The organism is Oceanobacillus sp. FSL H7-0719, assembly GCF_045040795.1.
GTDB lineage: Bacteria > Bacillota > Bacilli > Bacillales > Amphibacillaceae > Oceanobacillus.
The window spans coordinates 2,786,385-2,800,018 of the sequence record NZ_CP150301.1 but is presented as its reverse complement, the minus strand read 5'-3'; the positions used below and the strand labels follow the sequence as shown (position 1 = coordinate 2,800,018).

At 35.8% G+C, this 13,634-nt stretch carries 13 protein-coding genes; 8 read left to right on the top strand and 5 right to left on the bottom strand.

What is annotated here, in order from left to right; translation table 11 throughout:
* Positions 1 to 27: 27 nt before the first annotated feature.
* The 5 genes from remB to dnaA all read right to left on the bottom strand — a co-directional run bounded on the left by remB (position 28) and on the right by dnaA (position 4,677).
* A complete protein-coding gene (gene remB, locus NST93_RS14235) occupies positions 28 to 300 on the bottom strand; it encodes an extracellular matrix regulator RemB (protein WP_405098144.1) in 273 nt (90 codons plus the stop codon).
* Between the two features lie 22 nt (positions 301 to 322).
* On the bottom strand, positions 323 to 1,444 hold the full coding sequence (gene recF / locus NST93_RS14230; RefSeq protein ID WP_405098142.1) for a DNA replication/repair protein RecF: 1,122 nt from the start codon (positions 1,442 to 1,444) through the stop codon (positions 323 to 325).
* 5 nt (positions 1,445 to 1,449) lie between these two features.
* Positions 1,450 to 1,668 carry a S4 domain-containing protein YaaA gene (yaaA, locus tag NST93_RS14225; RefSeq protein ID WP_405098140.1) on the bottom strand — a complete coding sequence of 73 codons (219 nt, stop codon included), beginning with the start codon at positions 1,666 to 1,668 and terminating at the stop codon, positions 1,450 to 1,452.
* A 318-nt stretch (positions 1,669 to 1,986) separates the two neighbouring features.
* On the bottom strand, positions 1,987 to 3,123 hold the full coding sequence (dnaN, locus tag NST93_RS14220) for a DNA polymerase III subunit beta (protein WP_405098138.1): 1,137 nt from the start codon (positions 3,121 to 3,123) through the stop codon (positions 1,987 to 1,989).
* Positions 3,124 to 3,333: 210 nt separating this feature from the next.
* Entirely contained in the window at positions 3,334 to 4,677 is a 1,344-nt protein-coding gene (gene dnaA / locus NST93_RS14215; RefSeq protein WP_405098136.1) for a chromosomal replication initiator protein DnaA, read from the bottom strand.
* A 962-nt stretch (positions 4,678 to 5,639) separates the two neighbouring features.
* On the opposite strand from dnaA, the gene rpmH reads away from it, so the two are divergent.
* The 8 genes from rpmH to noc all read left to right on the top strand — a co-directional run bounded on the left by rpmH (position 5,640) and on the right by noc (position 13,521).
* Complete coding sequence (rpmH, locus tag NST93_RS14210) at positions 5,640 to 5,774, top strand: 50S ribosomal protein L34 (RefSeq protein ID WP_205138238.1); 135 nt, start codon at positions 5,640 to 5,642, stop codon at positions 5,772 to 5,774.
* A 120-nt stretch (positions 5,775 to 5,894) separates the two neighbouring features.
* Complete coding sequence (rnpA, locus tag NST93_RS14205) at positions 5,895 to 6,239, top strand: ribonuclease P protein component (RefSeq protein WP_405098133.1); 345 nt, start codon at positions 5,895 to 5,897, stop codon at positions 6,237 to 6,239.
* Between the two features lie 111 nt (positions 6,240 to 6,350).
* Complete coding sequence (yidC, locus tag NST93_RS14200; RefSeq protein WP_405103902.1) at positions 6,351 to 7,103, top strand: membrane protein insertase YidC; 753 nt, start codon at positions 6,351 to 6,353, stop codon at positions 7,101 to 7,103.
* Complete coding sequence (gene jag, locus NST93_RS14195; RefSeq protein ID WP_405098131.1) at positions 7,100 to 7,714, top strand: RNA-binding cell elongation regulator Jag/EloR; 615 nt, start codon at positions 7,100 to 7,102, stop codon at positions 7,712 to 7,714. Before yidC ends, jag begins: the two co-directional genes overlap by 4 nt.
* A 629-nt stretch (positions 7,715 to 8,343) precedes the next feature.
* Positions 8,344 to 9,720, top strand: a complete 1,377-nt coding sequence (gene mnmE / locus NST93_RS14190; RefSeq protein WP_405098129.1) for a tRNA uridine-5-carboxymethylaminomethyl(34) synthesis GTPase MnmE — start codon at positions 8,344 to 8,346, stop codon at positions 9,718 to 9,720.
* A 41-nt stretch (positions 9,721 to 9,761) separates the two neighbouring features.
* The gene (gene mnmG / locus NST93_RS14185) at positions 9,762 to 11,645 is read left to right on the top strand and encodes a tRNA uridine-5-carboxymethylaminomethyl(34) synthesis enzyme MnmG (RefSeq protein WP_405103900.1); all 1,884 of its coding nucleotides are present in this window, start codon (positions 9,762 to 9,764) and stop codon (positions 11,643 to 11,645) included.
* 55 nt (positions 11,646 to 11,700) lie between these two features.
* Positions 11,701 to 12,417 carry a 16S rRNA (guanine(527)-N(7))-methyltransferase RsmG gene (gene rsmG / locus NST93_RS14180; RefSeq protein ID WP_405098127.1) on the top strand — a complete coding sequence of 239 codons (717 nt, stop codon included), beginning with the start codon at positions 11,701 to 11,703 and terminating at the stop codon, positions 12,415 to 12,417.
* A gap of 240 nt (positions 12,418 to 12,657) precedes the next feature.
* Positions 12,658 to 13,521, top strand: a complete 864-nt coding sequence (gene noc, locus NST93_RS14175) for a nucleoid occlusion protein (protein WP_405098125.1) — start codon at positions 12,658 to 12,660, stop codon at positions 13,519 to 13,521.
* The last annotated feature ends 113 nt before the right edge of the window (positions 13,522 to 13,634 follow it).

The window sequence follows — 13,634 nt, the reverse complement described above, 5'->3', positions numbered from 1 at the left end:
TCTTATTGTTTTGTTCCCTCTTTGCTGTCATTCGGGTGAGTAATCTTCCAGATTACTTAATGTTGCCTTGATGCTTGTGCGCTTTCTAAGTGTTGGTACAGATAATGTGCTGTAGTAAGTATTATTTTTCGTAATCATTACAGATTTTGTATGAATGGAAGGCCCCTTTAATCGTTCATCTTGTTTTTCACGTTCTATCATTTCCTCTAGAATTACAGAAGATGATATCAGTTCATAATCAAGAATCGCGATTATATCCTTTGAACGAATGACATTGCCATTTCCAATATCGATAAACATGATTGAAGCTATGACCTCCCCGCTAATGCTTTTGGATAGCTACCTTTCCGTCTGTCACGTGGAATATTTCAGCCTTTTTTAATGTCTCATGATTTATTCCATCAACATTTGTTGTAGATACGAATGTCTGTACTTTGCCTTGAATGGTATTTAATAAATGGGACTGTCTGAAATCATCAAGTTCACTTAATACGTCATCTAAAAGCAAAATTGGATATTCACCAATTTCGTTATGAATTAATTCAATTTCAGCTAATTTGAGCGAAAGTGCGGTTGTTCGCTGTTGACCTTGTGAACCATAAGTCTGCACATCCATTCCATTTACATAAAAAATTAAATCATCTCTGTGTGGGCCTGCTAATGTCGTGCCGCGTTCAATTTCTTTCTTTTGAATTTCTTGGAATTTTTGTGTGAAGCTGGCTTCAATCTGTTCTTGACTGTCTTCTTCCGATACTGTGATAGAGGAATCATACTTAATTTCAAGCCTCTCCAGTTCATGACTAATTTGATAATGAATGGATGCTGCCCATTTTCGTAATAATTTTAGAAAAACAAATCGTTTATGAAGAATAATTGCTGCATGCTGGATAAGCTGGTCTGTGAGTACTTCCAGCATCGTAACCTGACTGCTTTCCCTGCGCTGCAATTGCTTAAGCAGGGAATTTCGCTGCTTTAATATTTTTTGATACTGGGCCAAATGATAAATATAGGTTGCCTGGATTTGGCCAAGTTCCATATCAATAAAGCGTCGTCTAGTTTGGGGCGGACCTTTTACTAAAGTTAAATCCTCTGGTGCAAACATGACGACATTCATTGCTCCGATATAATCACTTAGCCTTTTTTGTTCCAAATGATTTAATTTAGCCTTTTTCCCTTTTGAAGAGATGGTTATTTCTAATGGGATAGATTGATTCCTCTTTGTTATCTTACCTTCTATTTTAGCATAATCTTCATCCCATTGGATAAGCTCTTTCTCTTTTGCAGTGCGATGAGACTTTGTAAATGCAAGGCAGTAAATTGCTTCCATGAGATTTGTTTTTCCTTGAGCATTCTCACCGATAATGACATTTACTTTATCGTCAAAAGTAATGTCCAAATCGTCATAGTTTCGGAAGTTTTTTAAATGAAGCTGTTCAATATGCATAGGAATTAATCCTCTTTATGAACGATAAAAGTGCTGCCTTCAATTTCTACAACATCATGATTGTACAGCTTACGGCCGCGACGATGTTCAAGCTCTCCATTTACCATGACACCTTGGTCCTGAAGATAAGCTTTAACCATTCCACCAGAATCTAAAATGTTTAACAGCTTGATAAATTGGCCAAGTGTTATATATTCCGTATTTATTTCGATTTTTTCTTGCATATGATCACCAATTTTTCTATAAGTTAATTAAAAATCATTTTTTACTTTTAAAAAGAACTCATATAAACAAAGAACAGGAGATTCAATTTTAATTTTTGACACCTTCTATCTTCGTTTGTATTGGAAGTTCCATTATTTCCAGTCTTCACTTATAAAATCTCTATAAACCTATTTTACTAAAGTTTTCATCATTTTGAAAGGTAAGACCCCGGGAATGTGAAATAAACCTGTCATTTGCTCTAAATTTTGCTTTTAAGAAGATAAAAAAACTTACCCACATGTGGATAAGCCTTTTTATCTTTTCTTTTTATTAAGATGTTAATAAGTTCTAACAGGTAAAATCAGCTGTAAGATGGATTCATCTTCTTTAGGCAAGATAACAAATGGACGCATTGCTCCAGTAAAGTCAATGGTCACTTCATCATATTCCATTGATTTTAACGCATCAATCATATATTTTGAGCTGAAGGAGATTTTTAAGTCCTCTCCGTTAATAGCTTCAACTACAAGATCCTCCTGGACATTACCAACCTCAGGTGAATTACTCGTAATTTCAATCATTGTGCTTCCTTGTGTTGTTAATTTTACAACATTATTTCTTTCCTCACGTGCAAGTAAAGATGCTCTGTCAATTGTTTGCAGAAGATCTTTTGTTTTCACGGTAATTTTTGTTTTGCTTTCCTCTGGTATAAGTCTTGATGTTTCCGGATAATTTCCATCAAGCAAACGTGACAGGAAACTTAAATGTTTTGTACGGAAAAGGATTTGGTTATTTGTTACGCTTATTTCAACCGTTTCCTCTGCTTCATCTAAAATTTTACTTAATTCATTTAAACTTTTACCTGGAACAACTACATTTTTAAATTCAATATTAGTCTGATTAATTTCTGTTTTTCGCATTGCTAGTCGGTGGCTGTCTGTAGCTGTAAATGATAATTCTTTACCTTCAAGCTTCATGTTAACCCCAGTTAGAATTGGACGAGTTTCCATGGAAGACACTGCAAATACAGTTTGCTTGATCATATTTTTCATTAAAGGGATTGGCATTTCAAAACTTTCATCGGTTTGCAGCTGTGGTAAATGTGGATATTCTGCTGCATTTTGTCCAACTAAGTTAAATTCAGCTTTCCCTGAGCTAATCTTTACTTTATGATTTGGATCAACAGAAAATACGACGGTATCTTCAGGTGCTTTTTTTACAATATCAGGGAAATACTTTGCTTGTAATACAATACTTCCAGGTTCAATATCTTCAACATTTACATTTCCATTGTCTTCAGCTGGAATAAATGATTCGATAGAAATATCAGAGTCACTGCCTGTTAAAGTAATCCCGTGAACACTTGCTTCAATTTTCATTCCTGAAAGAATTGGAATAACCGCTCTTGCTGAGATAGCTTTCATAACGTCCTGAACAGCTAAAATTAATAAATCTCGTTTGATTGTAAATTTCATGAAATTATCCTCCTAGTGGAAGTGCTATATATTAATAATATTATTTATAAAAAATAGTAGTAATAGTAATAGTACCTGTGAATATGTGGATAAGTATCTTGATATCTTTTTGCTCTTGATTTAATCGATGTTAATAGAATGTTTATAAGTGAGAATATTTATTAACAGTATTCACAGATATATTTTAACTTAATTTAATCTTTTTGCGTATTACATAGACTTTATTGTCTCAATGAGTTCATCAATTTCCCGATTAAATTCTGCTTCTTTTTCAATCATTTTAGCAATCTTTTCGTGTGCATGTATAACTGTTGTATGGTCTCTTCCACCAAATTCTTCACCTATTTTTGGTAAAGAAAGATCTGTTAGCTCACGAGAAAGATACATTGCAATCTGTCTGGGAAACGCTATAGACTTTGTCCGCTTTTTCGCAGCAAAGTCTTCCATACGGATATTATATTTCTTCGATACTACTTCTTGAATTCCTTCAATTGTAATTACTTTTGGCTTGTTGCTAGGAATAATATCCTTTAATGCCTCTGCCGCAAGTGATGCATCAATATCCTGGTTTACGAGGGAAGAGTAAGCAACAACTCGAATTAATGCTCCCTCTAATTCTCTTATATTTGTATTAATCTGGTTCGCTATATACAGCATTACTTCATTGGGAATCTCGAGACCTTCTGCTTTCGCCTTTTTATTAAGAATTGCAATTCTTGTTTCCAAATCTGGAGGAGTAATATCGGTAATCAATCCCCACTCGAAGCGCGATCGCAATCTATCTTCTAATGTTGGAATTTCTTTTGGAGGACGGTCACTCGAAATAATAATTTGTTTGCTTTCTTCATGTAAGGCATTAAAAGTATGGAAAAACTCCTCCTGGGTTGATTCCTTACCAGCAATAAACTGAATATCATCAATTAAAAGCACATCAATATTACGATATTTGTTTCGGAAGCTATTTGATTTGTTTTCCATAATTGCGTTAATAAATTCATTTGTAAACTTTTCTGATGTTATATAAGCAACCTTTGCATCTGGATTATGCTGTCGTACATAATGTCCGATTGCATGCATAAGGTGTGTCTTTCCAAGGCCAACTCCTCCATAGATAAAGAGAGGGTTATAGGCTTTTGCTGGTGCTTCAGCAACTGCCAGTGATGCAGCATGGGCAAAACGATTTCCTGCACCAATAACAAATGTATCGAATGTATATTTATCATTAAGCATTGATTTTGGTATGTCATGATTATTAGCAGATTTTTGCGGTTTCATATCTGTCTTCGTTTCATCCGCATCTGTTGTGGAATCAGGGATAATAAATTTTGTTTCTAATATTGAACCGGTTACTTCTTCTAAAATTTCAGAAATGACGTCAGTATACTGATTTTCTAACCAATCCCTTGCAAACTCATTTGGTGCGGAAACAATAAGGGTAGATTTATTTAGCTCTACAGCCTTCGTATTTTTTAACCACGTATCATAGCTGGGCTTGCTGACCTTTTCTTCAATTTTATCCAATGCAGCAAGCCAAAGCTCATCAATATTTTCCAATACGGAATTCACTCCTTCCTGAAGTATTTATTCAAATGATACAGTCCTGTTTATGTGTTGCTCATTGATCGTTTATCGCGCAGAGAATCTCAAACTTCCTGCGCTTTCAGTCGATAAAGAAGACTTGCCGACTGGCTTGTCCAGAGGCTTAGTCGCACTTATACCCTTGCGGTGAAAGTCAACATCAATTCACTTTGTTCATTGTGTTTCCTTTATCTTCTTGCACCGCAATCCAGTTCGTACATCTCTAAACACCTCTTTCAGCTTTTCTTCACATGACAGAAAAAGCCTCTCTCAATCATGCAGAATGGATGAAAAAGGCGATTATATATAAAAAAGTTGTTTTTTAAGCTGTGGATATTTGAATATGTAGTCTATCAAGTTTATCATGAATTATAAAGGTAATCCACAAATCTGTGGAAAAAATCATTCAGACCGTGTGAATAAATATCCACATCTTATCCACAATCTGTGAATAACTTATAAGCTGATAAAGTTTTCCACAGGAGAAAACAATAACATAATATCAAAAAAGGGGTTAAGTTGCAATGAGTTTTCAACGGTTATCCACAAAATCATCCATCTGTTTACAGAAAACTATTAACAGGAGTTAATTCTGTGGGCATTTTGTCGATAAAGGTCGAATAAGAGGTGAACCTGAAAAAGGTGGCTGTGCATAACTGGTTGATAAGATTTGGTGACTCTTGCTGTTGTACAACAGCTATCTAAAAAGGAGAAAGTGCAAGTGTTAATAGAATATGCAATATCCCGATTGAATATTCATTAAAAAAATAGCAGTAATTAGATTTTGGCTGTAAAAGTAATAAAGAAAATGTTGAAATATGTTTTTTTGAAATCTTTATTGACATTAGAGGTTTGTTTTACGTATAATTATTAAGACTGTCTACTGGATAAGTTAATTAAATTTTAGATATTAGATCCCATAGGGAGGTGCAAGTATAATGAAAAGAACATTTCAACCAAATAACCGTAAACGTAAAAAGGTACATGGCTTCCGTACACGTATGAGTACAAAAAACGGCCGTCAAGTATTAGCTCGTCGCCGCCGCAAAGGAAGAAAAGTATTATCTGCTTAACCACTGAAGCATCAGTGGTTTTTTTCTACTTATTGAGGTTATTTATAACTTAATTAACGGGTCTTTAAGGTGATTTTAGACCCATACATAGTGCAATTGTTAGCAGTAAAGGTGACGTGAATGAAAAAAGCATATCGCATTAAAAAAAATGAAGAATTTCAATATACTTTTAAGAATGGGAAATCTTTTGCCAATCGACAGCTTGTCATTTATTATGCTGAACAGCCGGGGCAAGAGCATTTTCGTATTGGTTTATCTGTAGGGAAAAAAATAGGGAATGCGGTAACTCGCAATCGGATCAAACGGTATTTGCGTCAAGCTTTTCAAGAGCTCGAAACAGATATTAAAAACCATTATGATATTGTCATTATTGCAAGACAGCCTACAAAAGATATGAACTTTCACGAAATGAAAAAGAGTTTGAGTCATTTATTATACAAGCAGCACCTATTAAAAAATAAATAAAAGTATAGATAAAGATAGAATCTTATTAGCAATTAGGATAAAATAACAAATAGAGTTTTAGGTTCACGCTAAGGAGGAAAAATTTTGCGTAAAAAATATGTATGGCTATTTATGCTGATTGGTTTAACTGTATTATTAGCAGGATGTACAGAAATAAATGAACCAATTACAGCTGATAGTGAGGGAATTTGGAACACGATTTTTGTTTATCCGCTTTCTTGGGTTATTACTAAAATAGCAGAAATTTTTAATAATAGTTATGGACTGTCAATTGTACTCGTAACTGTTTTTATTCGTTTATGTATTCTACCATTAAGTATGAAACAAATTAAAAGTTCTAAAGCAATGCAGGAAATTCAGCCAAAGCTTAAGGAACTTCAACAGAAATATAGTTCAAAAGATGCAACAACACAACAAAAACTGCAGCAGGAGACAATGGAATTATTCCAAAAGAATGGTGTTAATCCATTAGCAGGCTGTCTGCCGATATTTATTCAGATGCCGGTTTTAATCGCAATGTATCATGCAATTATGCGTACAACTGAAATTAGCAAATATGAATTTCTTTGGTTCCAGCTTGGATCACCTGACTATATATTACCGATTCTAACAGCAGGGTTTACATTCTTGCAGCAGAAACTAATGATGTCGACAAACACATCAGTACAGCAAAACCCGCAAATGGCAATGCAAATGAATATCATGTTATATATGATGCCAATCATGATTGGTGTTATGGCGTTCTTCTTCCCAGCAGCACTTGCGCTTTACTGGGTAACGGGTAATATCTTTATGGTTTTCCAAACGCTTTTAATCAACAAACCATTAATGGCTAAATCCAATACTGGGGGAGACAAAAAGTGAAAGAAATAACTGCTAGCGGTTCAACAGTTGAAGAAGCTGTACAATCAGCTTTAGAGCAGTTAAACACGACTGAGGACCAAGTTGAAATTGATATTATTGATGAAGGTAAAAAAGGAATTCTTGGTTTATTTGGATCAAAGCGGGCAGTCGTAAGAGTAAAGCTTGCTAAAAATCCAATTAAGGAGACTGAAAAGTTTATTCAAGAAGTTACAAAACAAATGAATGTTGATGTAACGATTACGACGTCTATTGAAGATAAACATGTTACTTTTGAAATGGATGGAAATAATATCGCAATTCTTATCGGGAAACGCGGACAAACCTTAAATGCGCTGCAATACTTGGCACATTTAGCAATAAATAAAGATAGTGATAAGTATTATACAGTCACACTTGATGCAGAAGGCTATCGCGGCAGAAGAAAAGAAACGCTTGAATCTTTAGCACATAAGATGGCAGATAAAGCAAAGCGCCTGAACAAGAAGGTTGCACTTGAACCAATGCCAGCATATGAAAGAAAAATTATTCATAGCGCATTGCAAGATCAAAAGGATATCGCAACTTACTCAGACGGCCAAGAGCCGCATCGCCATATTGTAATTAAACCTTAAGTGAAGTCACTCCTGAATTCAGGAGTGATTTTTTTGCTTTTCTTTGAGTTCAGCTGATACCGATGCTGAAGCGCCAGTGTTCCTCATAAAGTTTAATGAGTGTGAAATGAAATAATTGCGAGTTTCTGCTGGGAACAGTCAACTTACTCGGAGTCTCCTGTGGGAGCTAAGGCAACGGTGAGACCACGTAGTGCGCGCAGCACGGGGAGGGTCAACAGTCGTTCACGGAAAGTGAGGAGTACTTTGACTGTGAACCTTCAGTGAAGAAAAACTAAAATTGTACTGAATTAAAGCAGGAAGGACAAAGATAAGATATTGAGTTTATCTATATAATTATTTCGAAATATCTTTGTGATGAATTAGTGAAAGTTTTGGGTTATTCGGATATATGGAAGTAAACCGGATGCGGATTTGAATAAGAATGCTTTATTCTTGTTGTGGATATCCAATTCATCGAAATGAAAAAATGAAATTATTCACATGTGGACAATTTAGCAACAAAATGTTCACTTATTAAAGCATCATTTTAATGTGGATAACTTTATTTTCAAGCGGAAATATGTTATTCTTTTTTGTTAGTGACGTATACTAACAAATCGTTTTTAAATAGAATGTTGGAGGTGTTGGAAATGGCGACAGATACAATTACTGCGATCTCAACTCCAATTGGCGAAGGTGCAATTGCGATTGTCCGCCTTAGCGGTCCTGAAGCAATTACAATTACAAATGAGCTATTTAGTGGGAAAGATTTACACGAAGTAGCTTCTCATACAATCAACTACGGTAAGATCATGGACCCGGATACAGAGGACATTGCAGATGAAGTAATGGTTTCTGTTATGCGGGCACCGAGAACATTTACTCGTGAAGATATTATTGAGATTAATTGCCATGGTGGAATGGTAGCAGTAAATAGAGTGTTAGAAATATTATTATCAAAAGGAGCACGTCTGGCAGAGCCCGGGGAGTTTACAAAACGTGCTTTTCTTAATGGAAGAATTGATTTATCCCAAGCTGAAGCAGTGATGGATTTAATCCGCGCAAAAACAGATAAGGCAATGTCTGTAGCGTTAAAGCAAATGGATGGACGACTATCCAAGCTGATTGCAAAACTGCGCCAGGAGCTGCTTGAGACGGTTGCACATGTGGAAGTGAATATCGATTATCCCGAATATGATGATGTTGAGGAAATGAGTCATGAAGTGATGCGCACAAAGACAAAAGAAGTGCATCAGGAAATCGAAGAACTATTAAGTGTTGCTAAACAAGGAAAAATTCTAAGAGAGGGGATTGCCACTGCAATAATTGGCAGGCCAAATGTGGGTAAATCATCTCTTATGAACACGCTTGTGCAAGAAAATAAAGCAATCGTTACGGACATACCAGGAACGACAAGAGATATTATTGAAGAATATGTCAATGTTCGTGGTGTTCCACTTCGCCTAGTTGATACAGCAGGGATTCGCGAAACAGAAGACATTGTTGAAAAAATTGGTGTGGAGCGTTCAAGACAAGTATTGAGAGAATCAAATTTAATTCTATTTGTGCTTAATCATAATGAAGCATTGACTAAAGAAGATGAAAAACTTTTTGAAGCAGTAAAAGGTCTGGATTATATTGTTATTGTAAATAAAACGGATTTAGAAGCAAAAATAGATCTTGAATATGTGAAGGAACTTGCTGGCGACCGACCGATAATCACAACTTCTTTAATTGAAGAAGAGGGTGTAGATGAACTAGAAAAGGCAATTGCAGCAACGTTTTTTGATGGGGAAATTGATACCGGTGATATGACATATGTCTCGAATATTCGACATATCCAGCTTCTTAAGCAAGCAAAGCAGGCGCTTGAGGATGCAATGGAGGGAATTGAACTCGGTATGCCATTGGATATTGTTCAGATTGATGTAACAAGAACATGGGAATTCTTAGGAGAAATTATCGGTGATACAGCAAGTGATAGCTTAATTGATCAGCTGTTTTCTCAGTTCTGCTTAGGAAAATAAGGCCTGCTTTTTATATAGGAAGGGTGAAACGATAGATGAACATGAATTATGATGCAGGAAAGTATGACGTCATTGTTGTTGGTGCAGGTCATGCTGGAATTGAAGCAGCTGTAGCAGCAGCGAAAATGGGTGCAAAAACGCTCATGCTTACATTAAATATTGATATGCTTGCCTTCATGCCATGTAATCCATCAATTGGCGGACCGGCAAAGGGAATTGTTGTCCGTGAGGTAGATGCACTTGGTGGTGTAATGGGGAAGGTTATTGATAAATCTTATTTGCAAATGCGTATGTTGAATACGCGGAAGGGTCCAGCTGTGCAGGCTTTACGAGCTCAGGCTGACAAACCCGTTTATATGCGTGAAATGAAGCGTATTGTTGAAAATCAAAAGAATCTTACACTGCGTCAAGGTATGGTAGATTCTCTTATTATGGAGGACGGTATTTGCAGAGGTGTCGTAACAGAGACAAAAGCAGAATATCGTGCAGAGGCAGTCATTATAACAACAGGAACTTTTATGCGCGGAAAAGTGCTTATGGGTCATCTTGAGTATGAAAGTGGACCGAATAATCAGCGCGTATCTGTTGAGTTATCCAAAAATCTCGAAGAATTAGGGTTTGAACTAAAGAGATTTAAAACTGGAACTCCTCCCCGTGTGAATAGCCACTCTGTAGACTATTCTAAAACGGAAATTCAACCAGGGGATGAGAACCCACGTTCGTTCTCGTATGAAACAACAGAGCAAATTCTTGACCAGCTTCCATGCTGGTTAACATATACAAATGCTGAAACACATGGTGTTATTAATAATAACCTAACATTATCTTCTATGTATTCTGGAGTGAAGCGGGGGACAGGGGCACGATATTGTCCATCCATAGAAGATAAGATTGTTCGCTTTGATGATAAGCCACGCCATCAAATTTTCCTTGAACCAGAAGGAAGAGATACAGAAGAGGTGTATGTCCAAGGTTTATCTACATCACTTCCAGAAAATGTGCAATATGAAATGATTAAAACAATCCCTGGTTTAGAAAATGCTGAAATTATGCGTCCTGGATATGCAATTGAATATGATGTCGTTACTCCAACGCAGTTATGGCCGACATTAGAGACAAAAAACATCCCAGGACTGTTCACAGCTGGTCAAATTAATGGCACTTCAGGTTATGAAGAGGCAGCTGGCCAAGGAATTATGGCCGGAATTAATGCAGCAGCAAAAGTATTAGGAAAAGAACCTGTTATACTAGATCGTTCACAAGCTTATATTGGAGTGCTTATCGATGATCTCGTGACGAAGGGTACGAATGAGCCATATCGTTTATTAACATCAAGAGCGGAATACCGCTTGCTTCTCCGTCATGATAATGCAGATATGCGTCTCACTGAAATTGGTTATAATATTGGTTTAATTTCAGAAGAACGTTATCAAAAATTACTTGATAAGAGAATGCAGGTAGCAGATGAGAAAAAACGTTTAAACAAGATTGTCATTAAGCCAGACCAAGTAAACCATTTACTGGAAGAGATTAACTCAACACCCTTAAAAGAAGCGATGAAAGCTTATGACCTTTTGAAACGGCCTGAGATTTCTTATGACTTTATTGATCAAGTTATTGAAACAAATGAGGCATTGAATGAGGAAATGCGTGAACAAGTTGGTATTCAAGTGAAATATGAAGGTTATATTAAAAAGGCAAATGAACAAGTAGATCGTATGGCCAAGATGGAAGATAAAAAGGTTCCAGAAGATATTGATTATGACCAAATCAATGGATTAGCTTCTGAAGCAAAAGAAAAGCTAAAGAAGATTCGTCCATTATCTGTTGGTCAAGCATCTCGTATTTCTGGAGTGAACCCAGCAGACGTATCCATTTTGCTTATTTATATTGAACAAGGAAACATTGCAAGAGTTGCAAACTAATATAATCTTCATTTTAAGAATGGAATGAAGTATATAAGAAGGAGCTATTTCCGAAATGAATCCAGAGCAATTTCGAGCAGCTTTGCTAGAGAAGGGGATTGACTTAACAGATCAGCAAATGCAGCAGTTTGCTGTCTATTTCAAGAACCTTGTAGAATGGAATGAAAAAGTAAATCTTACAGCAATAACTGAAGAAGAAGAAGTATATTTAAAGCATTTCTATGATTCCATTACACCTGCTTTTTACCATGATTTTAATAAAGAGTTAACTTTATGCGATGTTGGGGCCGGAGCAGGTTTTCCAAGTATTCCTTTGAAAATTTGTTTTCCAGAAATAAAGATCGCAATCGTTGATTCATTGCAAAAGCGAATTGTATTTTTGAATCATTTAGCAACTGAATTAGGATTAGAAGGTGTATCCTTTTATCACGATCGAGCAGAAAACTTCGGAAAGAATGTAAAGTTCAGAGAAACGTTTGATATAGTTACAGCCAGAGCTGTTGCTAGAATGTCTGTACTAACTGAACTTTGTTTACCTTTAGTAAAGAAGGACGGTATATTTATTGCATTAAAGGGAGCCCAAGCTGAAAAAGAATTAGAAATTGCAGCAAATGCAATTGAATTATTCGGTGGCAAGGCAGTTGCAGAAGAAACCTTTATGCTGCCTCAAGAAGAAAGTGAAAGAACTATATTTTGGATCAAAAAAAGAAGGAAAACACCAAAGAAATATCCGCGTAAAGCAGGATTGCCTAATAAAAGTCCGATAGAGTAATGATATTGCCCGCTGCCTTCGATACTGAACAGTGGGCAAATCATTTGTTAATCTATAATCTAAAACTAGTGATATTATAAATATATTTAGCAATTAGGTACTTTTATTTAGCAAATATGGTAAAATAAAAGAAGATAGTTTGTGACTTTATAATAAAGATAGCGGTAAATTAAAAATGTTTCACGTGAAACATTTTTTACATAATAGAGAGAGAAAAGTAAGTTAAGGTGGTGTCAGCTAGTGGTAAGTCCTTTTAATCGCTTATTTGGATTAGGTGAGAAGTCAAACACTGAGCCAGAAGATGCGGGCTATCATCCGGATGAAGTAATTCAATTATCGGTTAATCAAATTGAGCCTAATAGATTCCAGCCAAGAACAATTTTTAATGATGAAAAAATCCAGGAATTAGCTCAAACAATCCATACACATGGTATGATTCAGCCAATTGTTGTCCGCAAAAAGGAAGAAGAAGAGGATAAATATGAAATTATTGCTGGTGAGCGCAGATGGCGTGCTGTGAATTTACTAGAGTGGGAGCAAATTCCTGCAATTGTACGTGATATGTCTGATACAGAGACTGCTTCCGTTGCTTTAATTGAAAATCTGCAGCGTGAAGAGTTAACTGTAATTGAAGAAGCGAAGGCATATGCAAGCTTAATTGAACTCCATTCATTAACACAAGAGGCATTGGCACAGCGTCTAGGTAAAAACCAGTCTACAATTGCGAATAAGCTAAGGTTATTAAAGCTTCCTGAGCCAATTCAAGAGGCATTATTACAAAAGCAAATAACCGAAAGACATGCTCGTGCATTAATTAAACTAAAAGATGCAGATAAACAGCTCGAGTTATTAATTTTGATAGTTGAACAGGATCTTAATGTAAAGCAAACAGAAGAGAAAATTGAACAAATTAGTGCTCCTAAAGAAGTTAATAAACGTAAAAGGCCACGCATGAAGGGGATAAGCAAGGATGTGCGAATTGCAATGAACACAATTCGCCAATCATTGTCTATGGTCTCCGATTCTGGTTTAAATGTAGAATCAGATGAACAGGAAATGGACGATTACTATCAAATAACAATTAAAATACCAAAAAACAAGTAATAGATCTAATAAATATAATAATAATACTGATATATTTTAATTGATGCCCATCTTTAGCGAAAGAGATGGGTATTTTTAGCAGAATAAAAGTAAAGTAACGGTTATTATATGGA

Bases quoted from the DNA above. Each gene is read 5' to 3' on its own strand.
- remB (WP_405098144.1), bottom strand. From the start codon at position 300: ATGTTTATCGATATTGGAAATGGCAATGTCATTCGTTCAAAGGATATA.
- recF (WP_405098142.1), bottom strand. From the start codon at position 1,444: ATGCATATTGAACAGCTTCATTTAAAAAACTTCCGAAACTATGACGAT.
- yaaA (WP_405098140.1), bottom strand. From the start codon at position 1,668: ATGCAAGAAAAAATCGAAATAAATACGGAATATATAACACTTGGCCAA.
- dnaN (WP_405098138.1), bottom strand. From the start codon at position 3,123: ATGAAATTTACAATCAAACGAGATTTATTAATTTTAGCTGTTCAGGAC.
- rpmH (WP_205138238.1), top strand. From the start codon at position 5,640: ATGAAAAGAACATTTCAACCAAATAACCGTAAACGTAAAAAGGTACAT.
- rnpA (WP_405098133.1), top strand. From the start codon at position 5,895: ATGAAAAAAGCATATCGCATTAAAAAAAATGAAGAATTTCAATATACT.
- yidC (WP_405103902.1), top strand. From the start codon at position 6,351: ATGCTGATTGGTTTAACTGTATTATTAGCAGGATGTACAGAAATAAAT.
- mnmE (WP_405098129.1), top strand. From the start codon at position 8,344: ATGGCGACAGATACAATTACTGCGATCTCAACTCCAATTGGCGAAGGT.
- mnmG (WP_405103900.1), top strand. From the start codon at position 9,762: ATGAATTATGATGCAGGAAAGTATGACGTCATTGTTGTTGGTGCAGGT.
- rsmG (WP_405098127.1), top strand. From the start codon at position 11,701: ATGAATCCAGAGCAATTTCGAGCAGCTTTGCTAGAGAAGGGGATTGAC.